The organism is Dactylosporangium sp. NPDC000521 (genome assembly GCF_042898305.1).
Classification (GTDB): Bacteria; Actinomycetota; Actinomycetes; order Mycobacteriales; family Micromonosporaceae; genus Dactylosporangium.
Window position 1 is genome coordinate 602136 of record NZ_JBIAYW010000002.1, and the last position, 22590, is coordinate 624725.

The 22590-nt window shown below is 72.2% G+C and carries 25 protein-coding genes and 1 pseudogene; 22 read left to right on the forward strand and 4 right to left on the reverse strand.

What is annotated here, in order from left to right:
• Window positions 1–31 precede the first annotated feature (31 nt).
• The 15 genes from ffh to ACFY3L_RS08520 all read left to right on the forward strand — a co-directional run bounded on the left by ffh (window position 32) and on the right by ACFY3L_RS08520 (window position 11001).
• On the forward strand, window positions 32–1558 hold the full coding sequence (ffh, locus tag ACFY3L_RS08450; protein ID WP_389320170.1) for a signal recognition particle protein: 1527 nt from the start codon (window positions 32–34) through the stop codon (window positions 1556–1558).
• Entirely contained in the window at window positions 1542–2636 is a 1095-nt protein-coding gene (locus ACFY3L_RS08455; RefSeq protein WP_389320173.1) for an amidohydrolase family protein, read from the forward strand. The genes ffh and ACFY3L_RS08455 overlap by 17 nt, the downstream gene beginning before the upstream one ends.
• The gene (locus tag ACFY3L_RS08460; protein ID WP_389320175.1) at window positions 2633–3283 is read left to right on the forward strand and encodes a DUF402 domain-containing protein; all 651 of its coding nucleotides are present in this window, start codon (window positions 2633–2635) and stop codon (window positions 3281–3283) included. The genes ACFY3L_RS08455 and ACFY3L_RS08460 overlap by 4 nt, the downstream gene beginning before the upstream one ends.
• Before the next feature lie 2 nt (window positions 3284–3285).
• Window positions 3286–3945, forward strand: coding sequence for a DUF402 domain-containing protein (locus ACFY3L_RS08465; protein WP_389321129.1), 660 nt, complete (start codon window positions 3286–3288; stop codon window positions 3943–3945).
• Between the two features lie 154 nt (window positions 3946–4099).
• Entirely contained in the window at window positions 4100–4573 is a 474-nt protein-coding gene (rpsP, locus tag ACFY3L_RS08470) for a 30S ribosomal protein S16 (RefSeq protein WP_389320178.1), read from the forward strand.
• A complete protein-coding gene (locus ACFY3L_RS08475; protein ID WP_033357826.1) occupies window positions 4548–4805 on the forward strand; it encodes an RNA-binding protein in 258 nt (85 codons plus the stop codon). Before rpsP ends, ACFY3L_RS08475 begins: the two co-directional genes overlap by 26 nt.
• A 3-nt stretch (window positions 4806–4808) precedes the next feature.
• Window positions 4809–5360 (forward strand): ribosome maturation factor RimM, encoded by a 552-nt coding sequence (rimM, locus tag ACFY3L_RS08480; RefSeq protein WP_389320181.1) that lies wholly within the window; start codon window positions 4809–4811, stop codon window positions 5358–5360.
• On the forward strand, window positions 5357–6073 hold the full coding sequence (gene trmD / locus ACFY3L_RS08485; RefSeq protein WP_389320184.1) for a tRNA (guanosine(37)-N1)-methyltransferase TrmD: 717 nt from the start codon (window positions 5357–5359) through the stop codon (window positions 6071–6073). Before rimM ends, trmD begins: the two co-directional genes overlap by 4 nt.
• Window positions 6074–6171: 98 nt before the next feature.
• The gene (gene rplS, locus ACFY3L_RS08490; protein ID WP_389320187.1) at window positions 6172–6528 is read left to right on the forward strand and encodes a 50S ribosomal protein L19; all 357 of its coding nucleotides are present in this window, start codon (window positions 6172–6174) and stop codon (window positions 6526–6528) included.
• Window positions 6529–7371: 843 nt separating this feature from the next.
• Complete coding sequence (gene lepB, locus ACFY3L_RS08495; protein WP_389321132.1) at window positions 7372–8184, forward strand: signal peptidase I; 813 nt, start codon at window positions 7372–7374, stop codon at window positions 8182–8184.
• Between the two features lie 21 nt (window positions 8185–8205).
• Entirely contained in the window at window positions 8206–8847 is a 642-nt protein-coding gene (lepB, locus tag ACFY3L_RS08500) for a signal peptidase I (RefSeq protein ID WP_389320190.1), read from the forward strand.
• Window positions 8848–8866: 19 nt separating this feature from the next.
• Window positions 8867–9325 carry an NUDIX hydrolase gene (locus ACFY3L_RS08505; protein ID WP_389320193.1) on the forward strand — a complete coding sequence of 153 codons (459 nt, stop codon included), beginning with the start codon at window positions 8867–8869 and terminating at the stop codon, window positions 9323–9325.
• Entirely contained in the window at window positions 9325–10071 is a 747-nt protein-coding gene (locus ACFY3L_RS08510; RefSeq protein WP_389320196.1) for a ribonuclease HII, read from the forward strand. Before ACFY3L_RS08505 ends, ACFY3L_RS08510 begins: the two co-directional genes overlap by 1 nt.
• Window positions 10068–10388 (forward strand): DUF2469 domain-containing protein, encoded by a 321-nt coding sequence (locus ACFY3L_RS08515; protein WP_033357832.1) that lies wholly within the window; start codon window positions 10068–10070, stop codon window positions 10386–10388. The genes ACFY3L_RS08510 and ACFY3L_RS08515 overlap by 4 nt, the downstream gene beginning before the upstream one ends.
• A gap of 208 nt (window positions 10389–10596) precedes the next feature.
• On the forward strand, window positions 10597–11001 hold the full coding sequence (locus ACFY3L_RS08520) for a murein hydrolase activator EnvC family protein (protein WP_389320199.1): 405 nt from the start codon (window positions 10597–10599) through the stop codon (window positions 10999–11001).
• Here the strand turns inward: ACFY3L_RS08520 and ACFY3L_RS08525 are convergent.
• From ACFY3L_RS08525 to ACFY3L_RS08535, 3 genes are all read right to left on the reverse strand, one after another.
• Window positions 10998–12176 carry an aminotransferase class V-fold PLP-dependent enzyme gene (locus ACFY3L_RS08525; RefSeq protein ID WP_389320202.1) on the reverse strand — a complete coding sequence of 393 codons (1179 nt, stop codon included), beginning with the start codon at window positions 12174–12176 and terminating at the stop codon, window positions 10998–11000. The genes ACFY3L_RS08520 and ACFY3L_RS08525 overlap by 4 nt on opposite strands.
• A 50-nt stretch (window positions 12177–12226) precedes the next feature.
• On the reverse strand, window positions 12227–13114 hold the full coding sequence (locus ACFY3L_RS08530) for a tyrosine recombinase XerC (RefSeq protein ID WP_389320205.1): 888 nt from the start codon (window positions 13112–13114) through the stop codon (window positions 12227–12229).
• Between the two features lie 86 nt (window positions 13115–13200).
• The gene (locus tag ACFY3L_RS08535; RefSeq protein WP_389320208.1) at window positions 13201–13539 is read right to left on the reverse strand and encodes a hypothetical protein; all 339 of its coding nucleotides are present in this window, start codon (window positions 13537–13539) and stop codon (window positions 13201–13203) included.
• A gap of 86 nt (window positions 13540–13625) precedes the next feature.
• Between ACFY3L_RS08535 and ACFY3L_RS08540 the strand changes: the two genes are divergently transcribed.
• The 4 genes and pseudogenes from ACFY3L_RS08540 to dprA all read left to right on the forward strand — a co-directional run bounded on the left by ACFY3L_RS08540 (window position 13626) and on the right by dprA (window position 17700).
• Window positions 13626–14531, forward strand: a complete 906-nt coding sequence (locus tag ACFY3L_RS08540) for a GNAT family N-acetyltransferase (protein WP_389320211.1) — start codon at window positions 13626–13628, stop codon at window positions 14529–14531.
• 93 nt (window positions 14532–14624) lie between these two features.
• Window positions 14625–14984 carry a YraN family protein gene (locus ACFY3L_RS08545; protein ID WP_389320214.1) on the forward strand — a complete coding sequence of 120 codons (360 nt, stop codon included), beginning with the start codon at window positions 14625–14627 and terminating at the stop codon, window positions 14982–14984.
• A pseudogene (locus ACFY3L_RS08550) lies at window positions 14984–16498 on the forward strand (YifB family Mg chelatase-like AAA ATPase). Before ACFY3L_RS08545 ends, ACFY3L_RS08550 begins: the two are co-directional and overlap by 1 nt.
• On the forward strand, window positions 16495–17700 hold the full coding sequence (dprA, locus tag ACFY3L_RS08555; RefSeq protein ID WP_389320217.1) for a DNA-processing protein DprA: 1206 nt from the start codon (window positions 16495–16497) through the stop codon (window positions 17698–17700). The pseudogene ACFY3L_RS08550 and the gene dprA overlap by 4 nt, the downstream one beginning before the upstream one ends.
• A gap of 396 nt (window positions 17701–18096) precedes the next feature.
• Here dprA and ACFY3L_RS08560 read toward each other — a convergent pair whose 3' ends face one another.
• Window positions 18097–19275 (reverse strand): pyridoxal phosphate-dependent aminotransferase, encoded by a 1179-nt coding sequence (locus ACFY3L_RS08560; RefSeq protein WP_389320220.1) that lies wholly within the window; start codon window positions 19273–19275, stop codon window positions 18097–18099.
• Between the two features lie 114 nt (window positions 19276–19389).
• Here ACFY3L_RS08560 and ACFY3L_RS08565 point away from each other — a divergent pair, with 114 nt between their 5' ends.
• The 3 genes from ACFY3L_RS08565 (at window position 19390) to tsf (ending at window position 22504) form a co-directional block, all read left to right on the forward strand.
• On the forward strand, window positions 19390–20289 hold the full coding sequence (locus tag ACFY3L_RS08565) for a hypothetical protein (protein ID WP_389320223.1): 900 nt from the start codon (window positions 19390–19392) through the stop codon (window positions 20287–20289).
• Window positions 20290–20813: 524 nt separating this feature from the next.
• Window positions 20814–21638 carry a 30S ribosomal protein S2 gene (gene rpsB, locus ACFY3L_RS08570; RefSeq protein WP_389320226.1) on the forward strand — a complete coding sequence of 275 codons (825 nt, stop codon included), beginning with the start codon at window positions 20814–20816 and terminating at the stop codon, window positions 21636–21638.
• Between the two features lie 38 nt (window positions 21639–21676).
• Window positions 21677–22504: a translation elongation factor Ts gene (tsf, locus tag ACFY3L_RS08575; RefSeq protein ID WP_389320228.1), complete on the forward strand. Its 828-nt coding sequence runs from the start codon at window positions 21677–21679 to the stop codon at window positions 22502–22504.
• Window positions 22505–22590: the final 86 nt, after the last annotated feature.

Below are 22590 nucleotides of genomic sequence, written 5' to 3' on the forward strand. Positions count from 1 at the left end.
CTGCAGCGCCTATCTTGAGGACGGATTCGTCGTGTTTGACACCCTGAGTGATCGGCTCTCCGGCATCTTCACGAAGCTGAAGGGCAAGGGCCGCCTCACCGAGGCGGATGTCGACGCCACCGCGCGGGAGATCCGCCTCGCGCTGCTCGAGGCCGACGTCGCCCTGCCGGTGGTGAAGGACTTCATCGCCCGGCTCAAGGAGCGCGCCCGCGGCGCCGAGGTGTCCAAGGCCCTCAACCCGGCCCAGCAGGTCATCAAGATCGTCCACGAGGAGCTGGTCGCGACGCTCGGCGGCGAGGCGCGCCGGCTGCAGTTCGCCAAGACCGCGCCGACCGTGATCATGCTCGCCGGCCTCCAGGGCTCCGGCAAGACCACCCTGGCGGGCAAGCTCGCCCGCTGGCTCAAGGCACAGGGCCACCAGCCGCTGCTCGTCGCCTGTGACCTCCAGCGCCCCAATGCCGTCAACCAGCTGCAGGTCCTCGGCGGCCGGGCCGGCGTCGAGGTCTACGCGCCGCAGCCGGGCAACGGCGTCGGCGATCCGGTCAGCGTCGCCCGCGAGTCGATCGAGCACGCCCGCCGCCAGATGCGCGACATCGTCATCGTCGACACCGCCGGCCGGCTCGGCATCGACGCCGAGATGATGCAGCAGGCCGCCGACATCCGCGACGCCGTCGACCCCGACGAGGTCATCTTCGTCATCGACGCGATGATCGGTCAGGACGCCGTCACCACCGCCCAGGCCTTCCGCGACGGCGTCGGCATCACCGGCGTCGTGCTGTCCAAGCTCGACGGCGACGCCCGCGGTGGTGCCGCGCTCTCCGTCCGGCACGTCACCGGCCAGCCGATCATGTTCGCGTCGACCGGTGAGAAGCTCGAGGACTTCGACGTCTTCCACCCCGACCGGATGGCCTCGCGCATCCTCGGCATGGGCGACGTGCTCACGCTCATCGAGCAGGCCGAGGCCGCCTTCGAGGACGACCAGAAGGAGCGGATGGCCGCCAAGCTCATGGGCGGCGAGACGTTCACCCTGGAGGACTTCCTCGAGCAGCTGCAGGCCGTGCGGCGGATGGGCCCGATCGCCAACGTGCTGGCCATGATGCCCGGCATGGGGCAGATGAAGGACCAGATCGCCGAGATCGACGACAAGCACTTCGACAAGGTCACGGCGATCATCCGCTCGATGACCCCCGGCGAGCGCACCAACCCCAAGATCCTCAACGCGTCGCGCCGGGTGCGCATCGCCAACGGCTCCGGCGTCACCGTCACCGACGTCAACCAGCTGCTCAACCGCTTCGCCGACGCGCAGAAGATGATGAAGCAGATGAGCGGCATGATGGGCATGCCCGGCATGCGCCGCAAGGCCACCAAGTCGCCGAAGAACAAGCGCAAGGGCGGCAAGGGCGGCGGCGCCCGCCAGCCCCGGCTCGGCGGCATGCCGCAGCTGCCGCCCGGCTTCGACCCGGCGGCCATGGACCCGAACGCGGCCGGCCTGCCGGCCGGCTTCAAGCTGCCGAAGCTCGACTTCTCGAAGCTGCAGAAGCGTGACGGCCAGTCCTGAGGCGCTGCACGTCCGGGGCGTTCTCCTTCCGGACGACACGCAGACCGACATCTGGCTGGTCGGCGACCGGGTCACGCTGACGCCCGTGCCGGGCGCCGTGACCGTCGCCGACGGTGGCTTCGTCCTGCCCGGGCTCGTCGACGCGCACTGCCACCTGGGCATCGCGCCGGGCGGGCACCCGTCCGCGGGCGTCGACGCCGCGAGGGACCTGGCCGTGATCGACCGGGACGCGGGCGTCCTCGCGATCCGTGACGCCGGCTCGCCCATCGCGTACAGCAGCCTCGACGACGACCCGGAGGTGCCGCGGCTGGCCAGGGCGGGCCGGCACGTCGCGCCGCCGAAGCGCTACCTGCGCGACATCGGTGTCGAGGTCGGCGCCGCGTCGCTCGCCGAGGAGGTCACCCGGCAGGCCGGGCGCGGCAACGGCTGGGTGAAGCTCGTCGGCGACTGGATCGACCGGGGCGTCGGCGACCTCGCACCCGCCTGGGACCTGGACGCGATGGCCGGCGCGGTCGCCGCCGCGCACGCCGCCGGGGCCCGCATCGCGGTGCACACGTTCGCCGAGGAGTCGGTCGCGGCGCTGGTCCGCGCGGGCGTCGACTCCGTCGAGCACGGCACCGGCCTGTCGCTCGACGACATCGACGAGATGGCCCGCAGGCGCACCGCCCTGGTCCCGACGATGATCAACATCGCGACCTTCGGCGGGATCGCCGCGACCGCTTCGGCCAAGTTCCCGGCGTACGCCCAGCACATGCTGCTGCTGCGGGACCGGTTCCCATCGGTGGTGCGGGCCGCGCACGAGGCGGGAGTGCCGATCTACGTCGGGAGTGACGCCGGCGGCGGCATCGCGCACGGGCTCGCCGCCCAGGAGATGCTGCTGCTGCACCGGGAGGCCGGGATGCCGGCGCTGGACGTGCTGCGGGCCGGCTCCTGGGGGGCCAGGGAGTGGCTCGGCTTCCCCGGGCTGGTCGAGGGCGGCCTCGCCGACCTGGTGGTCTACGACGGCGACCCCCGCGCGGACCTCACGGAGCTGCTCCGGCCCCGGCGCATCGTCCTCAAGGGACGGGTCGTCAGGTGACGCTGAGCCCCGGACGGGCCGTGCTGCACCGGCATTTCGCCCGCGACACGCTCGTCTGGGCGCCGCTGGTCAGGGTCGTCGCCGACGACGAGCTCGGGCTGCGCCTCTGGATGGCGACCGGCAGCCCGCTCATTCGCGAGGTCACCACCGACGGCCGGGGGCCCCGGGACATGCCGTTCGCCGAGTGGGTGCTCGAGCCGAAGAAGATCATCCAGGATGTGTACCGGGGGCCGAGCACCCTCAAGTTCAACCCGCGCGGTGCCGCGTACTCGGTGTGGTGGCTGTTCGACCCCGCCGGTCGCTTCCGGGCGTGGTACGTCAACCTGGAGGAGCCGTCTGTCACCTGGGACGACGGTGCCGTGGCCGGCGTCGACCTGACCGACCAGGACCTGGACATCTGGGTCTGGCCCGACCGGCGCTGGGGCTGGAAGGACGAGGACGAGCTCAACGAGCGCCTCGCCTTCCCCGAGCACTACTGGGTGGGCGATGCCGAGGCCGTCTGGGAGCAGGGGCGGCGGGTCGTGCCGGCGATCGAGGCCGGCGCGTGGCCCTTCGACGGCACCTGGACCGACTTCCGGCCGCCGGCCGGCTGGAGCATCCCCCCGCCCGTCACCGACGGCTGGGACCGACCGAGGGAGCGTCGTTGAGCGTGAGGTTCACGCCCGGGCAGGTCATCATGCACCGCAACGTGCGGCGGGGCCGGTTCGGCTGGATCCGCCCGGCCCGGGTCGTCTCCGACGACGATCGCGGGCTCCTGCTGTGGATCGCCCGCGGCACGCCGGTGGTCAACGAGGTCTCCGGCGACGGGTTCGGCATGCGCACGATGCCCTTCAGTGAGTTCGTGACCCGGGGCACGGCGCTGAAGCACGGCACCTGGAACGGACCCGGCGTGCTCAAGCTGCACCGGCCCGGCGACCCGGCGCACTCGGTCTGGTGGTTCCACGACGACGACGGGCGGTTCGCCAACTGGTACGTCAACCTGGAGCGCCCGGCGGTCCGCTGGAGCGACGAGGGTGGCGCGTCCGGCGTCGACGTCACCGACTGGGACCTCGACATCGTGGCCGCCCCGGACCGGTCGTGGCACTGGAAGGACGAGGAGGAGTTCCTGGAGCGCCTCGCCCTGCCGGAGCACTACTGGGTGCCGGACGAGGCCTTCGTGCGGGCCGAGGGCGAGCGGGTCGTGAAGGAGATCGAGGCCGGGGACTTCCCGTTCGACGGCACCTGGACCGACTTCACCCCACCCCCGTCCTGGACGCTTCCCGCGCTGGCACCGGGCTGGGACCGGCCACCCGTTTTTTGCGGTGGGTAGCGGGTCTGGCACAATGGACGGCTGGTATCAGGTTTCGCGTCGAGCCCTCTAACCCGGCGTCGGGTCCTTTCCATCAGAGCAGCCGAAGGCGCCAATCCCCACGGTGTCCGGACGTTCGCTCGGCTTCCACACAGATCCAGGAGCGAGCAACCAAGTGGCCGTCAAGATCCGGCTCCTGCGGATGGGCAAGATCCGCAACCCGCAGTACCGCATCGTCGTCGCCGACTCGCGCACCAAGCGTGACGGTCGGGCGATCGAGTTCGTCGGGCTCTACCACCCGAAGGAGGAGCCCTCGCGCATCGAGGTCAACTCCGAGCGTGTCCAGCACTGGCTGTCGGTCGGCGCGCAGCCGAGCGAGGCCGTGCAGGCGATCCTCTCCAAGACCGGTGACTGGCAGCAGTTCAAGGGTCTGCCCGCGCCGGCCGAGCCGCTGAAGGTCAAGGCCGTGGCCGCCGACCGTCGCGCCACCTACGAGGCCGAGGCGCAGGCCGCCGCCGGTCTCGCCGAGGCGCCGAAGGCGAAGAAGGCCGCCGAGCCCAAGAAGAAGACCGAGGCCGAGGCTCCGGCCGAGGCCCCGGCCGCGCAGGCTGAGGAGCAGACCGGTGCCGGCGCCGGCGCGGAGGCCTGACGTGTTGCGCCCCGCGCTGGAGCACCTGGTCAAGGGCATCGTCGACAACCCTGACGATGTCCGCGTCCGCATGGTCGACTCCCGTCGCGGTCAGCGCCTCGAGGTCCGGGTCAACCCGGAGGACCTCGGCACGGTGATCGGTCGCGGTGGCCGCACCGCGAAGGCGCTGCGCCAGGTGATCACGTCGATCGGTGGCCGTGGCGTCCGCGTCGAGATCGTCGACGCGTACTGATCCATGCTCCTCGTCGTCGGTCAGATCTTCCGTGCGCACGGCATCCGCGGCGAGGTCGTCGTGGACATCCGCACGGATGATCCGGCAGATCGTTTCGCCGTCGGGTCGGTCCTGGTGACCGACTCGACGGCGGTCCGGCATCTGCAGAAGGTCCCGGCCGGTGCCTGGCGCCCGCCGCCGACCGTCACCGTCGAGTCGGTCCGCCCTCACCAGGGCCGGCTGCTCGTGGTGTTCGAGGGCATCTACGACCGCAACCTCGCCGAGGACATGCGCGGCGTGCTGCTCTGCGTCGACAGCGCCGACATCCCCGCCCCGACGGACCCCGACGAGTTCAACGACCACGACCTCGTCGGTCTCTCGATCGTCGACGCGGCGGGGGAGAAGGTCGGCGAGCTGCTGCGCATCGACCACGCCCCGGCGCACGACCTGCTCGTCGTGCGGCTGCTCGACGGGCGCACCGGCCTCGTGCCGTTCGTCCGCGAGATCGTCCCCGAGGTCGACGTGCCGGGTGGGCGGATCGTCATCACCCCGCCGGAAGGCCTCTTCGACCTATGAGGGTCGACGTCGTCACGATCTTCCCGGAGTACCTCGCGCCGCTCGACCTGTCGCTCATCGGCAAGGCCCGCCGCACCGGGACGCTCGAGCTCGCCGTGCACGACCTGCGGACCTGGACGCACGACGTGCACCGCACCGTGGACGACACGCCGTATGGCGGCGGTCCCGGCATGGTGATGCGGCCGGAGCCGTGGGGTCTTGCTTTCGATGCTCTGGCGTCCGCTGAAACCCACCTGATCATCCCTTCGCCTGCCGGTACGCCGTTCACGCAGGCCATGGCCCGCTCACTTGCGGGCGATCCACACCTCATGTTCGCCTGCGGGCGGTATGAGGGCATCGACCAGCGGGTGATCGACCACGCGGCGACCCGGATGCGGGTGAGCGAGGTCTCGCTCGGCGACTATGTCCTGTTCGGCGGCGAGGTCGCCGTGCTGGTCATCATGGAGGCGGTCACCCGGCTGCTGCCCGGCGTGCTGGGCAACGCGGACTCCCTCGTGGAGGAGTCGCATGCGGCCGGTGTACTGGAAGCGCCCATGTACACGAAGCCGCCGACCTGGCGCGGGCTGGACGTGCCCGAGGTGCTGCGCTCCGGCGACCACGGCAAGATCGCCCGCTGGCGGCGCGAGGAAGGCCTGCGGCGCACCGCGCTGCGGCGCCCCGACCTGCTCGAGGGGACCGGATTTCAGGTTCCGGGTGTCGATGTGGCAAAGTAGTGGGGTTGCTGCGGGCCGACGCCTGCGCACCTCCTGATCATCTTTACGTTCGCGCGCCATGGATTCGGGCGTGCCTTGAGTGACGAGGAACTGCCGCGATGAACACGCTGGACGCGCTCGACGCAATGTCGCAGCGGACCGATATCCCGAGCTTCCGTGCCGGCGACACCATCAAGGTGCACGCGCGGGTCGTCGAGGGCAACCGGTCCCGGGTCCAGGTCTTCCAGGGCGTCGTGATCCGTCGCCAGGGCGACGGCCTGCGCGAGACCTTCTCGGTCCGGAAGGTGAGCTTCGGCGTCGGCGTCGAGCGCACCTACCCGATCAACAGCCCCGCCGTCGACCGCATCGAGGTCGTCACCCGCGGTGACGTGCGCCGGGCCAAGCTCTACTACCTGCGCGACCTCCGCGGCAAGAAGGCCAAGATCAAGGAGAAGCGCGAGACCAAGGTCGGCTGAGCCGCACCCTGATCGACTTCAGACGACGAGGAGGACCCGTCCACGGGCCCTCCTCGTCGTCGTTCACCTGAAAGCTCGCGTTCCGGTCAACCGGCGCCGGGCTCCCCATTTTGGTCTTGTGCCTCTAGGCTGACGCCGATGGCAAGCGACTACGGCCGCGATGGTTACGACGATCGCGGCGATGACATACACCCACGCCGCCGCCCCCTCGATCAGGAGAGCGGGGAGCGTGGGCGTCCTGGTTTCGGCGGCAACACGTATCCGGACCACGACTACTGGGGCCAGGCGCCGGCGACGCGGCCCGAGCCGGCGTTCGACGCCTGGGGGCGTCACCGTGGAAGCGACCCGGACCGGGACGATCAGCGCAGCGGTGACTGGAACCGGCCCGCCCGTTCCTGGGACGACCCGCACGGCGACCGCGGGCGCGAGCCCGGCCGGGGGCGATGGGACCGCGACGAGCCGCCGGCCGGGCGCGAGCGGTCGTTCGACGACCGGGGCTACGACGACCGCGGCTACGACCAGCGGGGGTACGACCAGCGGGGGTACGACGACCGCGGCTACGACGCGCGGGGTTCTGACACGCGTGGCCACAACCGCCGCGGCTACGACGAGCGCGGTTATGACGACCGCGGCTATGGCAACAGGGGCTACGACGACCGTGGTTACGACGACCGCGGTTACGACGCTCAGGGCTATGGGGATCGCGACGGCTACGACGACCGCCGCTCCGGGGAGCAGGGCTCGTACCGGGGCCGGGGCGCTTCCGCCGGCCGCCGCGGCGCCTACGACGACGACAGCTCCGCCACCTCGTGGCGCGGCAAGGTCCGCAAGAAGCGCAAGAACATGCCGCTGTGGCAGGAGCTGCCGCTGCTGCTGATCGTCGCGTTCTGCCTGGCGGTGCTCATCCGCACGTTCCTCGTGCAGGCGTTCTTCATCCCGTCCGGCTCGATGGAGAACACCCTCCTCGTCGGCGACCGGGTGCTGGTCAACAAGGTGCTCTACGACGTCCGCGAGCCTCAGCGGGGCGAGGTCGTCGTGTTCGAGGGCCCCGCCAACTGGGCGCCGGAGAACCAGGTCGACAAGGACGCCGGCTTCTTCGCCGAGCTCGGCCGCACGGTCGGCGACCTGGTCGGCTTCAGCCAACCCGGCGAGAAGGACTTCATCAAGCGGGTCATCGGTCTGCCCGGCGACACCGTCTCCTGCTGCGACGTGCAGGGCCGCGTCTTCGTCAACGGCTTTCCACTGGACGAGTCGGCGTATGTCTACGAGGACTCGCCCCTGGACGCCACTCCCAACCCGAAGCAGTGCACGGCGCGTCGCTTCGGCCCGATCAAGGTCGAGCCGGGGCAGATGTTCGTGATGGGCGACCATCGCGGCGTCTCGCAGGACTCCCGCTGCCAGGGGCAGGTGCCGATCGAGAACGTCATCGGCCGGGCCTTCGTCATCCTGTGGCCGAGCGGGCGATGGGCCTGGCTGCCCGTACCGGACACATTCAAGAACGTGCCGAAGAGCGCATCCGCCCCGGTGGGGCCGCGAGTCACCAAAACGCCAGAGTTACCTTTGGTGCCCGATATGGTGCTTGCACCACTCGCGGTTTCTCTCACGGTTTCGACCCGTTCGGCGCGTCAGGAGCGGTTGAGACGTCGCCGATGGTGACGAGCACGTACCCTTCAGGGCGTGATTGACGAGCAGACCAAGCGCCCCAACACGTTTTGGCGCGAGTTGCCAGTGCTGCTGGGCGTGGCGATCATCGTCGCCGTGGTGGTGCGGGCGTTCGTCCTGCAGACGTTCTACATCCCGTCCGAGTCGATGGAGAACACCCTCCTCATCCGCGACCGCGTGCTCGTCAACAAGCTCGTCTACGACTTCCGCTCTCCGCACCGGGGTGAGGTCATCGTCTTCGAGGCACCCGCGTCGTGGCGCAACGACCCGTCCGAGGAGGACTTCATCAAGCGGGTCATCGCGACCGGCGGCGACCACATCGTGTGCTGCGACGACAAGCAGCGCATCACCGTCAACGGCAAGCCCCTCGACGAGACCTACATCTACGCCGACGAAAACGGGCTGCAGGATCTCCCCAGCGAGGAGCAGTTCGACGTCACGGTGCCGGCCGGGCGGCTGTGGGTGATGGGCGACCATCGGTCGAGATCGGGCGACTCGCGGTACAACTTCGTCCGGTACAAGGACCCCGTTCAGGCGACGATCCCTGAGGACAACGTCGTGGGCAGGGCGTTCGTGGTGTTCTGGCCCTTCTCCAGAGCGAAATGGCTCAGTGTGCCGGAGACCTTCGACAAGGTGCCTGCGCCGACTTCGAGGTGAGACGTCGTAGTCTCGTCGTATGACGCACGACGGGGCACACATCGACCGCCGGGCCGCGCGGGTGATCCTGCTCGACCCGGACGGACGCGTGCTCATGCTGCACGGGTGGGACCCCGCGCGCCCGTCACACACATACTGGTTCACCGTGGGCGGCGGGCTGGAGCCGGGGGAGACCCCGCTCGACGCCGCCGTGCGGGAGGCGTTCGAGGAGACCGGGCTGCGGTTCTCCCCGGCCGACCTGGTCGGCCCGGTGCGCATCGACATGGTGTCATTCCCGTTCGACGGCGCGTGGTTCTCGCAGGAGCAGTCGTTCTTCGTGGCGAGGACCATCGAGACGGCGGTCGACCTGTCCCGGCTCAACGAGGTGGAGCAGGGTTGCATCGACGAGGCCCGCTGGTGGTCGCCCGACGCGCTCGCCAGCTCGGACGAGCACTTCTACCCGCCGGACCTGCTCGCCCTGCTGCGGGAGGTGGCGTGATGCTGGCGCCTCCCCGCACCGTCGTGCATCGTGCCGCCGGGCTGTGGGCCCTGGAGCGGGCGCTGCAGCGGCGCGGCTTCGAGCGGGTCGCCGGCGCCGACGAGGCCGGCCGGGGCGCCTGCGCCGGGCCGCTCGTGGTGGCCGCGGTCATCCTCCCGCAGGGCCGCCGCGGCGAGATCGACGAGCTCAACGACTCGAAGCTGCTCACCGCCGCCGCGCGGGAGCGGATCTATGACGAGGTCGTCGCCCGGGCCCTCGCCTGGTCGGTGGTGATCATCCCGCCGGGTGAGATCGACCGCAGGGGGCTGCACGTGTGCAACCTCGCCGGCATGCGCCGCGCCCTGGCGGGTCTGGCCGAGCGCCCCGACTACGCCCTCACCGACGGCTTCCGGGTCGACGGGCTCGGCACGCCTGGCCTCGCCGTCTGGAAGGGCGACCAGGTCGCCGCGTGCGTCGCGGCGGCGAGCGTGGTGGCGAAGGTCACCCGGGACCGGATCATGAAGGGACTGCACGCCACGCACCCCGAATACGGGTTCGACGAGCACAAAGGGTATTGCACGCCGGTGCACCAGGCCGCGCTCGTGGCGCACGGGCCGTGCGCCGAGCATCGTTTCTCCTACGCGAACGTGGCGGCGGTGGGGCAGCGGAGGCAAAGGCGCGGTAACGTCGGCGTGGCGCCCGGCGAGGCCGCGAGGGTGCCGGCGCAAGTGGGCGACAATGTGGCTATGGAAGGCGGACCGCGATGAGCGCCGAAGATCTCGAGAAGTACGAAACCGAGATGGAGCTCCAGCTCTACCGGGAGTACCGCGACATCGTCCGCCAGTTCTCCTACGTGGTGGAGACCGAGCGCCGGTTCTACCTGGCCAACCAGGTCGATCTGCACGTGCGCAACTCCGACGGCGAGGTCTACTTCGAGGTCGAGATGCACGACGCCTGGGTCTGGGACATGTACCGTCCCGCCCGGTTCGTGAAGAACGTCCGGGTGATGACCTTCAAGGACGTCAACGTCGAGGAGCTGGAGAAGCCCGACATCTCGCTGCCCGACAACGGCTTCGGAGGCTGACCCTCCCCGCCCGCTTGTCCACAAGGCCGCTGTTGTCCACAGGTTGGTGGGTCGGCGGGCGCGGGGGCGGGCGGGCTCGGCATAGCTTCGGCACATGCCGATCCGGTTCTTGGCGCTCGTACTGGTAGCGCTGTCGTTCGCTGTCCCCGCTGTCGCCCCTGGCGCTTCCGCTCGTGCCGCACCGGCGGTGCCCGACGGAGCCCCAGGGGTGTTTCGCTGGCCGCTGGGGCCGCCGGTGGCGGTGGTCCGCCGGTTCGAGCCGCCACCCGGGCCGTACAGTGCCGGACATCGCGGCGTGGATCTGCGCGGCTCCCCGGATGGCGTGGTGCGCAGCGCGGGTCCCGGGGTGGTCGCGTTCGCCGGGATGGTCGCCGGGCGGCCCGTGGTGAGCGTGTCGCACCCGGGTGGGCTCCGCACGACGTACGAGCCCGTGGACCCATCCGTGAAGGCCGGCACCGTCGTCTCCGCCGGCACCCAGCTCGGCACGCTGCGGCCCGGCCACGCCGGCTGCCAGGTGGCCGCCTGCCTGCACTGGGGGCTGCGCTCAGGGGAGGTGTATCTCGACCCGCTGACGCTGCTGCGCCGCGGCCGCGTCCGGCTCCTGCCGCGCTAGCGCGGCAGGAGCTTGGGCAGGCCCTCCACGAGGCGCTGGAAGTCGTCCTCGCGGTTGTAGACCTGCGCCGACAGCCGCAGGTAGCCGCGGCCGCGCCAGGCGGCGAGCCCGACCTCGGTGGCGAGCTCGTCGGAGATCCTGCGGCGCAGGGCGGTCGCCGCCGCCGGCTCCGTCGCCGCGCCCTGCGGCAGCGGCACGACGGTCATCGGCAGCCCGGTCCTCGGCGGCACGGCCACGCCGAGGGCCTCGGCGAGCAGGGCCTGGCCGTGCTCGGCGAGCGCGGTGTTGTGCCGGCGCACCGCGTCGAGACCGAGGGAGCGCAGCACGAAGAGGCCCGTCGGCGCGGCGAGCCACGGCGTGTAGTCGCGCGCGCCCAGCCACTCCAGGCTGTCGGGAAAGCCGGCGTCCTGGTTCCACGACACGACCAGCGACTGCAGCCGCTCCCGCCAGCGCGGCGCCACCGACAGCAGTGCGGTGCCGCGGGGTGCGTAGGCCCACTTGTGCAGGTTGCCGACCCAGAAGTCGGCCCCGATGCCGGCGACCGGGTCGGGCAGGATGCCGGGTGCGTGGGCCGCGTCGACCAGAATCGCGGCCCGGTCGCCGGCGCGGCCGCGGACCGCCTCGACGATCCTGCGGACCGGCAGGATCCGCGCGGTCGGCGCGGTGATGTGGTCGATGATCACCAGCCGCGTCCTGCCGGTGACCGCGTCGAGGACCGCCTCGACCGCGGCGTCGTCGTCGGGGGCGAGCGGCAGGCGGGCCACCCTCCGGCTCGTGCCGGTCCGGCGGCAGAAGGCGTCCACGGCCAGGTCGACCGCGCCGTAGCCGTGGTCGGTGGTGACGATCTCGTCGCCGCTGCCGAGACTCCCGTCGCCGCCGCCGCCGAGCGCGGCGAGGACCGTGGACGTGCCGGTCGTGGCGTTCTCGACCAGGGCCGTCAGATCGGGGTCGGCGCCGACGAACGCGGCGAGGTGCCGGCGCACGTGCGCGACGCGCTCCTCCAGGCCGACGCTGAAGAACCGTGGCGGGTTGGCCTCCACCTCGTCGCGCAGCCGCTGCTGGGCCCGCTGCACCGCGATCGGCACCATGCCGAAGGAGCCGTGGTTGAGCTGCGCGACCGCCGCGTCGTTGGAGAACAGCAGGCGCGCGCCGGGAATCGGCTCCGGAGCGGACATATCCACGATCTTAAGGTCCTGTGACGCCCTTTCGGGTCGCGTTGCCGGAGTCAGGCGCGGGGGTGGGCCTGCTCGTACGCGGACCGGAGCCGTTCGATCGACACGTGGGTGTAGATCTGGGTGCTGGCCAGCGATGCGTGCCCAAGCAGCTCCTGCACCGAGCGCAGGTCGGCGCCGCCCTCGAGCAGGTGGGTCGCGGCGGAGTGGCGCAGGTCGTGCGGGGAGGTGTGCGGCAGGCCGGTCGCCCTGGCGTGCCCGTCGACGACGCGCCGGGCGGCCGCGGGCTGCAGACGGCCGCCCCGCGCGCCGAGGATCAGCGCGGCGCCGCTCGCGGGGCCGGCGAGGGCCGGGCGGCCGCTGCGCAGCCACTCGGTCAGCGCCTGCTCGGCGGGCAGCCCGTAGGGCACGGCGCGCTCCTTGTCACCCTTGCCGATGACCCGCACGACGCGGCGCATCCGGTCGACGTCGCCGACGTCCAGGCCGCACAGCTCGCTGACCCGGATGCCCGTGGCGTACAGCAGCTCCAGCACCAGCCGGTCGCGCAGCCCCACGGCGTCGCCCCTGCCGGCCGGCGCGGTCACGAGCGTCTCGGCCTGGTCGGCGCGCAGCACCGTCGGCAGGTCGCGGTGCGCCTTCGGGCTGGCGAGGCGCTGGCCGGGATCGGTGGCGAGCAGGCCCTCGCGGTGGGCCCAGGCGGTGAACGTCCGCGCCGCGGCGGCGTGCCTGGCCAGGCTGGTGCGGGCGGCGCCGGCCTGCCGCCGGTTGGCGAGCCAGCCGCGCAGCACCGCCAGCGTCAGGTCGCCCGGGGCGGTCGCGCCGGCCCGGGCGGCGTGGTCGAGCAGGGAGACGACGTCGCCGACGTACGCGCGGACGGTGTGCTCGGAGCGGTTGCGCTCAGCGGCGAGGTGGCGGGCGAAGTCGTCGACCGCCGTGCGCATGTCGTCCTGCAGCGCTTCGTGCTGGGCCGCGACGCTGGTCTTTCGCGGACTTCGTGCCGGCGGCCTCAGCTGCCTTGGTTGCGGCCTCATTTGCGGCGGAGCTGGTCCTCGAGGAACCGCTCGATCAGGCCGCGGACCACCGCCGCCATCGTGAAGCCGTGCTCGGCACACCAGGCGCGCAGCTCGGCGTGCCGCTCGGTCGGCAGGCGGAACGTGACGAGCTGGCTCTCCTCGCCCGCCGGCAGGGCGCCGCCGAGGGCGTTGTTCAGCACGCCCGCGCGCACGTCGACGGCGGCGGCGAGCAGGTTGCCGCCGCCGACCGGGGCCGGCGTGCCGCGGTCGAGGAGCCAGGCGGTGATCTCCTGGCGGGTGGGGGCGGGGAGCGTCTCGAGCAGCTCCACGAGCTTGTCGGCAGGGGCGGTCATGCCATCCACGATAGTGCCCGCTATCGCTTTGCGATATCGCCTTGAACTCTTTGACTTCGTCCGACGAATCGTTGACTATGTCAACTATGACGGTCGCGGCGGTACGGGAGTTCAACCGCTACTACACGAACCTGATCGGTGTGCTCCGGGCCGGTCTGCACGACTCCGCCTACTCGCTGGCCGAGGTGCGGGTGCTGTACGAGCTGGCCGTGGACAGCGCACACGACACGGCCGAGCTGCGGCGGCTGCTGGACATCGACGCCGGCTACCTGAGCCGGATCCTCGGCAGGCTGGAGGCCGACGGGCTCGTCGCGCGGTCCCGGTCCGCATCGGACGCGCGCCGCCGGCACATCGAGCTGACGCCGGCCGGGCGGGAGGCGTTCGCGGCGCTGGACGCGCGCTCCGACGAGCAGATCGCCGGGCTGCTCGCCTCCGTCGGCGAGGTCGACCGGCGGCGGCTGGTCGGCGCGATGGCCACGATCCGGTCGGTGTTCGAGGGCGTCCTGCCGCCGCGTGCCGTGGTCCTGCGGCCGCCGCTGCCCGGCGACCTGGGCTGGGTCGTGCAGCGTCACGGTGCGCTCTACGCCGCGGAGTACGGGCTGGACGTCACCTTCGAGGCGCTGGTGGCCCGCATCGCCGCCGACTACGCGACCTCGCACGACCCGCGGACCGAGGCGGGGTGGATCGCCGAGGTCGACGGCGCCCCCGTCGGATCGATCTTCTGCGTGCGGGCGGACGAGGGCGTGGCGAAGCTCCGGCTCCTGTTCGTGGAGCCGTCGGCGCGGGGGATGGGCGTCGGCGGCGCGCTGGTGGACGAGTGCGTGCGGTTCGCGCGGCGGGCCGGGTACCGGGAGATGGTCCTGTACACGCAGGACGTGCTGCTCGCCGCCCGGCGCATCTATCAGCGGGCCGGGTTCGTGCTCGAGAGCGCCACCCCTGCGTTCGTGTACGGCGTGAACGTCGTCGAGGAGCAGTGGCGTCTGTCGCTGTGACGGTCCCCTTCCCGTTGTCCACAAGCGGTCCGTTGTCCACAGGTTGCCCGCTCGCGTCGCGCCCCGTTTCGCGAAACGCGGCAGGCTCCATCCATGACCAACACCAACCAGATCGTGGGCCGCTTCGGCGAGCGCCTGGCCGTGCGGCACCTCATCGCCCGCGGCCTCGTCCCCCTCGACCGCAACTGGCGCTGCCCGTCCGGTGAGATCGACGTGGTCGCCCGCGACGGCCCGGTGCTGGTGTTCATCGAGGTGAAGACCCGCCGGGGCGCCAAGTTCGGGGCGCCGGCGGAGGCGGTCAGCGCCGACAAGGCCCGCCGCGTGCGTCGGCTCGCCGCCCGCTGGCTGGTCACGCACGGCGCCGGCGACCGGCGGCAGGTCCGCTTCGACGTGGTGGCCATCCTGCTCGGCGCCGACACCGTCGGCGTGCGGCACCTCCGCGGGGTCTTCTGATGGGCTACGCGAAGATCCGCTCCGTCGCCCTGCAGGGGGTGGTCGGGCAGGTGATCGTGGTCGAGGCCGACGTCGCGCCCGGGCTGCCGAGCCTCGTCGTGTCGGGCCTGCCCGACGCCGCGCTCACCGAGGCCCGCGACCGCATCCGGGCTGCCGTGCACAACTCCGGGGCCAGCTGGCCGCAGCAGCGCATCACGGTCAACCTGCTGCCGGCCCATGTGCGCAAGCACGGCTCCGGGTTCGACACCGCCATGGCGCTCGCGGTGCTCGCCGCCGGCGCCGACCTGCCGACGGGCCTGCTGGTCGACGCGGTCATCCTCGGCGAGCTCGGCCTCGACGGCACCCTCCGGCCCGTCCGCGGGGTGCTGCCCGCCGTGCTCGCCGCCAGCCGTGCCGGCGCCGGCCTCGTCGTCGTCCCGCCCGGCAACGTCGACGAGGCGCGGCTCGTGCCCGACGTGCGTGTCCTCGCCGCCGACTGCCTCGGCCGCATCATCGGCTTCGTCCACGGCACCGAGACGCTGCTCGACCCGCCCATGCAGCCGCCACCGGCGCAGCGCCCGCCGGCCGACCTCGCCGACGTCCTCGGCCAGGAGCGCGGCCGCCGCGCCATCGAGCTGGCCGCCGCCGGCCGGCACCACCTGGCGATGTTCGGGCCGCCCGGCGCCGGCAAGACACTGCTCGCGCAGCGGCTGCCCGGCATCCTGCCCGAGCTCACCTAGCAGGAGTCCATCGAGGTCACGGCGCTGCACTCGGTCGCCGGCGAGCTGCCGGCCGGCGACGGCCTGATCCGCCGGGCGCCGCTGCAGGCGCCGCACCACACGTCCTCGATCGCGGCGCTCGTCGGCGGCGGCTCCGGCATCGCCAAGCCCGGCGCGATCAGCCTCGCCCATCACGGGGTGCTGTTCCTCGACGAGTGCGCCGAGTTTCAGGCCAGCGCTCTCAACGCCCTGCGCGAGCCGCTGGAGCACGGCGAGGTCCGGCTGCGCCGGGTCCACGGCGAGACGGTCTATCCCGCCAGGGCCCAGCTGGTCCTCGCCGCCAACCCGTGCCCGTGCGCCAGGCCCGGCGGCGACGCCATGTGCCAGTGCCCGCCGGGGGTGCGCGTCCGGTACCGGTCCAGGCTCTCCGGCCCGCTGCTGGACCGGGTCGACCTGCAGGTCGACGTCGTCGCGGTGCGCGCGGCGGCGCTCTTCGGCACCGAGCCGGCCGAGTCGTCCGCGACCGTCGCGGCGCGGGTCGTGCGGGCACGGCAGGCGGCGGCGAGCCGATGGGCGCCGCACGCCCGGTCCAACGGGGAGGTCCCCGCCACCGTCCTGCGGGACCGGCGCTTCCGGCTGCCGCGCACCGTGCTGCACCCGCTGGCCACCGCGATGGACCGCGGCCAGCTGTCCGCCCGGGGCATGGACCGCGCGACCCGTGTCGCCTGGACCGTCGCCGACCTCGACGGCCGCGACCGCCCGACCATCGGCGACGTCTACGAAGCACTCGAGATGCGGTCAAGGAGAGGCCGATGAGCGCCACCGACCGGGCGGCGCGGCTGGCGCTGGCCCATCTGGTCGAGCCCGGCAGCCGGGAGCTCGGGCTGCTGGTGCGGGCTGTCGGGGCGCCGGAGGCGCTGGTCATGGTGCTGCACGGGCACGGTGTCACCGAGGCGCTCACCGGCGCGGTCCACGCCCGCCTCGACGCCGCCCTGCTCGACACGCGCACCGGCTCCGCCGACGCGTGGGCCGAGCGGGTCGCGCACACCCTGGCCGACGAGATGACCGAGCGGGCGGACCGGCTCGGCGCGCGCATGGTCACCGCCGCCGACGACGAGTGGCCCGCCGCGCTCGACGACCTCACCCGGGTCAGCCGCGACGGCACCGACGCGCTCCGCCGCGACACCGACCCGCCGCTGTGCCTGTGGCTGCGCGGCCCCGTCCGGCTGGAGGAGACCCTGGAGCGGTCGGTGTCCGTGGTCGGCGCGCGGGCCATCACCAACTATGGCGAGTTCGTCGCGTCGGAGTTCGCCTTCGGCCTGGCGGAGCGCGGCTGGACGGTGGTCTCCGGCGGCGCGCTCGGCGTCGACGTCACCGCCCACCGGGGAGCGCTCGCCGCCGGCGGGCTGACCTGCGCGGTGCTCGCCTGCGGCATCGACCAGGTCTACCCGGTCTCCAACGCGGCCGTGTTCGAGCGCATCACCGAGGAAGGGCTCCTGCTGACCGAGTGGCCGCCGGGCACCCGGCCGCACAAGACCAGGTTCCTGACCCGCAACCGGGTCATCGCCGCCGCCACCCGCGGCACCGTGATGGTCGAGGCCGGCTCCCGCAGCGGCGCCCGCAACACGCTCTCCTATGCCCGCCGCCTGGAGCGCTCCGCGATGGTCGTCCCCGGCTCGATCACCTCGGCGATGTCCGTCGGCTGCCACGTCGAGCTCCGCACCCCCGGCACCGTCCTCGTCACGCGCGTCGACGAGATCGTCGAGGAGGTCGGCCGCTTCGGCGAGCTCGCCGACCCCATCCACGGCGACGAACGCCCCGAGGACGCCCTCGACGCCACCCAGGCCCGGGTCCTCGACGCCGTGGCCCCCCGCGCCGCCCGATCGGCGGAGGAGATCGCCGCCATCGCCGGCGTCGCCACCCGCGACGCCCGCCGGACCCTTCCCGTCCTGGAGCAGCACGGCTTCGTCATCAGCACCGAAGCCGGCTACCGCCTCGCCCCGAGGCCCCGCTCGTGACAGCCGCCCCGACCCGGCACCTTCTCGGCCGCCCGCCCTGTCCACCACGCACGCCGCCCGCGTCCGCACCGGCCCGGCAGCGGCCCCGATCAGTAGCCAGGCCACCGCCGCGGAAGGAGCGCCGGGCCGCCCGGGGCGGCGTTCTGTCTGAAGCGGTGTCGTGTCCGGGGCGGTGTCGTGTCCGGGGCGGTGCCGTGTCCGGGGCGGTGCCGTGTCCGGGGTGGTGTCGTGTCTGGCGGCGTCGTGAGCGGACGACGGGTGCAGTGTCCGCGGCCAGATCTGTTCGCTGGTCGGTCGGGTTCGGGGAGATCAGCGTTCTGGGTGTGGTGCTGTTCCGTTCGTCGGTCGGCAGGTCACATGGTCGTGGCCACGGTCCACAACCATGTGACGGCGGGGTCAGAGGCGGCGGAGGCGGGTGATGGCTTCCTCGATGACCTCGTCGCGCTTGCAGAAGGCGAACCGGATGATGTGGCGGCCGGCCGAGGCGTCGTCGTAGAAGACCTGGGTGGGCACGGCGACGACGCCGCAGCGCTCGGGCAGGGCGAGGCAGAAGTCGACGCCGTCGGTGCCGCCGAGAGGGGTGATGTCGGCGGTGACGAAGTAGGTGCCTTCCGAGCGGAGGACGGCGAAGCCGGCGGCGGTCAGGCCCTCGCGGAGGCGGTCGCGCTTGCGCTGCAGGTCGTCGCGGAACTGCTCGTAGTAGGACGGCGGGGAGTTCAGGGCCACGGCGATCGCGGGCTGGAGGGGGCCGGCGTTGACGAAGGTGAGGAACTGCTTGACGCGAAGGGCGGCGGAGACCAGGTCGCGGGGGCCGCAGATCCAGCCGATCTTCCAGCCGGTGCAGGAGAAGGTCTTGCCGGCGGAGGAGATCTGCAGCGTGCGGGAGCGCATGCCGGGCAGGGACGCGATCGGCACGTGGGGGGCGTCGGCGTCGGTGAAGACCAGGTGCTCGTAGACCTCGTCGGTGACGGCGACCGCGTCGAACTCCTCGCAGAGGGCGGCGATCTGTGCCAGTTCGTCGGGGGTGAAGACCTTGCCGGTCGGGTTGTGGGGGGAATTGAGCAGGACGAGCCGGGTGCGGGGGCCGAAGGCGGCGCGCAGCTCCGCCGGGTCGAAGGCGTAGCCGCCGTCGTGGGCGCGCAGGGTCACCGGGCGGCGGACCGCGCCGGCGAGGGCGATGGAGGCGGCGTAGGAGTCGTAGTAGGGCTCGAAGCAGACGACCTCGTCGCCGGGCTCGCACAGGGCGAGGATGCTGGCGGCGATCGCCTCGGTCGCGCCGGCCGTGACGATGATCTCCCCGTCGGGGTCGTAGTCCAGGCCCCAGAACGCCTTCTGGTGGGCCGAGATCGCCGCGCGGAGCTCGGGGACGCCGGGGCCCGGCGGGTACTGGTTGCGGCCGGAGTGGAGGGCAGCGGCGGCGGCGTCGAGCATGGCGGCGGGGCCGTCGGTGTCGGGAAAGCCCTGGCCGAGGTTGACCGCGCCGGTGCGGACCGCGAGTGCCGACATCTCGGCGAAGATGGTCGTGCCGAAGGGGCGCATGCGGGCGACGAGTTGATCACGCGAGGCGTCAGTCACCCACCGAGTATGCGACCCCGGTCACCGCCGGGGTCGCCCAGGAGCGCCACCGGCGGATATCCGGCACTCCGCCGGAGTGGCGGGGATCATCCGGACCGCCTACCGTGACGGACCGTGGATGGACGCCGGAACTACTCCCCGGACCCGGATGCGGAGCCCCGCTGGTACCCGGACGACCGTGGATACGACGAGCCTGGCCGCGGTGATCGCCGCGACGACCGGTCGCGCGACGACCGAGGGTATGGGGACGACCGTGGCTACACGCCGACGCGGTACGCGGACGACCGTGACTACGACGACGGCTACCGGGTCCCGGAGCCACGCAGCGCGTCCCGTGGTTACGGCAGCGGCGACCCCCTGACGTACGGTGACAGCCCGAGCGGGCAGTTCAGCGCCCCGCTCCCGCCGGCTCCCGAGCACCCCGACGCCGTCGAGTCGGTCTCCCGGTCGCGGCGGTCCGAGGCGATCGACCGCGGCGCGCTGCAGCGGCCGGTGTCCGGTGGCGCCCCGAGCGCGCCCTTGACCGCCCTGTCGTCGCCCGTGGTGACGGTGCCCACGGTGCCGGCGGCTCCGGCGCCGCCGCAGGGCGGGTACGGCCAGCAGGCTCAGCAGAGCCAGCAGGACGCGTTCGCGGCGCCGACGACCCTGACCGCGGCGATCCCGCCGCCGGCGGCCGCACCGTCAGCGGCGGCAGCGGCGGCCGAGCCCGGCGGTGCGGTGTACCGGTCGAAGCGTCCGGGGCTGGCCGTCGCGCTGGTGGTCCTCACGGTCGTCTTCGAGGTGCCGGTGCTGCGGCTGTTCCTGACCGCGATGACCGCGGACAAGATCGAGGCCGCCGGCACGCTCGCGAGCATCTTCATGATTCTCGGGCTGCCGATGTTCGCCCTCGGTCTGTACGGCCTGATCGGTGGGGCCGCGGCGGCCGCCCAGGGGGCGCGGGCCTGGCTGCGGACGCCGCTGGCGTACCTGCCGATCGCGGTGCTGCTGTTCATCGCGGCGGCCCTGTCCACCTGACCGGCCGCGGCCCGGTCCAAGCGACGAGCCGCGACCTTGTCCACCCGATGAGCCGCGGCCTGTCCACGTGACGTGCCGCGACCTTGTCCACGCGATGAGCCGCGGCCTGTCCAAGTGACGTGCCGCGGCCCGTCCACCCGACGAGCCGGCCCCGTCCTCTGACCGGCTGACCGGCGGGAGCGGCGCCGGCGAGAAGCCCGCCTGACCAGCGGACGGCCCGCCTGCCGCGGTGAGCTCCCCAAGCTCGGCTGGGGCCCGTCCGGCGCGGCGGCCGGGGGCGGATTCGTGGGTCGCCGTCGACTGCGCGTACACTTCCGGACGGCGACCGTGCACGCACGGTCGACCTCGCGCGCCCTCCCGCAGCCCGCCGCTTTCTCGCGCCGGGCCAGAAATCAGGGCGGCGGCCGCCCTGGTCCCGATCCGCAGCCACGCGCTGAGTCGGGTGAGACGGCCGACGACCGGGCGCCAGGACGGCGGACCGACCGGACCGTCGTGGAAACCAGGATCGAAAGGATCCCGCAAACATGGCTGTGACCATGCGCCAGCTGCTGGAAAGCGGCGTGCACTTCGGGCACCAGACCCGCCGTTGGAACCCGAAGATGAAGCGCTTCATCTTCACGGAGCGCAACGGTATCTACATCATCGACCTGCGCCAGACGCTGGACTACATCGACAAGGCCTACGACTACATCCGCAACACCGTCGCCGAGGGCGGCTCGGTGCTGTTCGTGGGCACGAAGAAGCAGGCGCAGGAGGCGATCGCCGAGCAGGCGACGCGTGTCGGTCAGCCGTACGTCAACCACCGCTGGCTGGGTGGCATGCTGACCAACTTCCAGACCGTCTACAAGCGGCTGCAGCGGATGAAGGAGCTCGAGTCCCTCGACCTCACCGGCACCGCGCAGGGCTACACGAAGAAGGAGACCCTGCAGCTGTCGCGCGAGCAGACCAAGCTGAGCCGCACGCTCGGTGGTCTGCGCGACATGCAGAAGCTCCCGTCGGCGATCTGGGTCATCGACACCAAGAAGGAGCACATCGCGGTTGACGAGGCCCGCAAGCTGGGCATCCCGGTCATCGCCGTGCTCGACACCAACTGCGACCCCGACGAGGTCGACTTCCCGATCCCGGGCAACGACGACGCCATCCGCTCCGCCGCCCTGCTGACCCGCGTGGTCGCGGACGCGGTCGCGGACGGCCTCATCGCCCGGTCGGGCCGCGCCACCCGTGCCGACCAGAAGCCCGAGCCGGGCGTCGTGGCCGGTGACGAGCCGCTCGCTGAGTGGGAGCGTGAGCTGCTCGAGGGTGCCAAGCCCGACGACGCCGCTCCCGCCGCCGAAACCACCCAGGCCTGACAGCGAGCCGTCAAGGCGAACTCAAGCGAGAGAGAGTCATGTCCAACTTCACCGCCGCGGATGTCAAGCGACTCCGCGATCTGACCGGCTCCGGCATGATGGACTGCAAGAAGGCGCTCGAGGAGGCCGAGGGCGACTTCGACAAGGCCGTCGAGCTGCTGCGCATCAAGGGTGCGAAGGACGTCGGCAAGCGTGCCGGCCGCACCACGGCCAACGGCCTGGTCGCCCACGTCGGCACGGGTCTGGTCGAGATCAACTGTGAGACGGACTTCGTCGCCAAGAACGAGGCGTTCGTCGAGCTCGGCCAGAAGCTGGCCAAGCACATCGACGAGACCAAGCCGGCCGACGTCGAGGCCCTGCTGGCCTCGAAGCTCGGCGACAGCACGGTGGCCGAGCTGATCCAGACCGAGTCGGCGCGCATCGGCGAGAAGCTCGTCATCAACCGCCTCGCGGTCCTGGGCTCGCCGGTGGCGATCTACATGCACCGCAAGAGCCCGGACCTGCCCCCGCAGGTCGGCGTCGCGGTCGAGTTCAGCGGCAAGGACGACGAGGCCGCCCTCGCCGACGCGCGTGGCATCGCGATGCAGATCGCGGCCATGCGGCCGAAGTACCTGACCCGCGAGGACGTCCCGGCCGACACGGTCGAGTCGGAGCGTCGCATCGCCGAGCAGACCGCTCGCGAGGAGGGCAAGCCGGAAGGCGCCCTGCCGAAGATCATCGAGGGCCGGGTCAACGGCTTCTTCAAGGACTTCGTCCTCATCGAGCAGGCGTCGGTCAGCGACAACAAGAAGACCGTCAAGCAGGTGCTGGCTGAAGCCGGCATCGAGGTGACACGGTTCGTCCACTTCGAGGTCGGCCAGGCCTGATAGCAGGGCGCGGAGGGGGTCACGGAATCCACACTGGATGCCGGGACCCCCTCGTCATATCCCCTTTCAGCGGCAGAACGGACACG

Excerpts from the sequence above, each read along its gene's own strand:
- rimM (WP_389320181.1), top strand. The coding sequence starts at position 4,809 with ATGCTCCTCGTCGTCGGTCAGATCTTCCGTGCGCACGGCATCCGCGGC.
- trmD (WP_389320184.1), top strand. The coding sequence starts at position 5,357 with ATGAGGGTCGACGTCGTCACGATCTTCCCGGAGTACCTCGCGCCGCTC.
- rplS (WP_389320187.1), top strand. The coding sequence starts at position 6,172 with ATGAACACGCTGGACGCGCTCGACGCAATGTCGCAGCGGACCGATATC.
- lepB (WP_389321132.1), top strand. The coding sequence starts at position 7,372 with ATGCCGCTGTGGCAGGAGCTGCCGCTGCTGCTGATCGTCGCGTTCTGC.
- ACFY3L_RS08505 (WP_389320193.1), top strand. The coding sequence starts at position 8,867 with ATGACGCACGACGGGGCACACATCGACCGCCGGGCCGCGCGGGTGATC.
- ACFY3L_RS08510 (WP_389320196.1), top strand. The coding sequence starts at position 9,325 with ATGCTGGCGCCTCCCCGCACCGTCGTGCATCGTGCCGCCGGGCTGTGG.
- ACFY3L_RS08515 (WP_033357832.1), top strand. The coding sequence starts at position 10,068 with ATGAGCGCCGAAGATCTCGAGAAGTACGAAACCGAGATGGAGCTCCAG.
- ACFY3L_RS08525 (WP_389320202.1), bottom strand. The coding sequence starts at position 12,176 with ATGTCCGCTCCGGAGCCGATTCCCGGCGCGCGCCTGCTGTTCTCCAAC.
- ACFY3L_RS08530 (WP_389320205.1), bottom strand. The coding sequence starts at position 13,114 with ATGCGCACGGCGGTCGACGACTTCGCCCGCCACCTCGCCGCTGAGCGC.
- ACFY3L_RS08535 (WP_389320208.1), bottom strand. The coding sequence starts at position 13,539 with ATGACCGCCCCTGCCGACAAGCTCGTGGAGCTGCTCGAGACGCTCCCC.
- ACFY3L_RS08540 (WP_389320211.1), top strand. The coding sequence starts at position 13,626 with ATGACGGTCGCGGCGGTACGGGAGTTCAACCGCTACTACACGAACCTG.
- ACFY3L_RS08545 (WP_389320214.1), top strand. The coding sequence starts at position 14,625 with ATGACCAACACCAACCAGATCGTGGGCCGCTTCGGCGAGCGCCTGGCC.
- dprA (WP_389320217.1), top strand. The coding sequence starts at position 16,495 with ATGAGCGCCACCGACCGGGCGGCGCGGCTGGCGCTGGCCCATCTGGTC.
- rpsB (WP_389320226.1), top strand. The coding sequence starts at position 20,814 with ATGGCTGTGACCATGCGCCAGCTGCTGGAAAGCGGCGTGCACTTCGGG.
- tsf (WP_389320228.1), top strand. The coding sequence starts at position 21,677 with ATGTCCAACTTCACCGCCGCGGATGTCAAGCGACTCCGCGATCTGACC.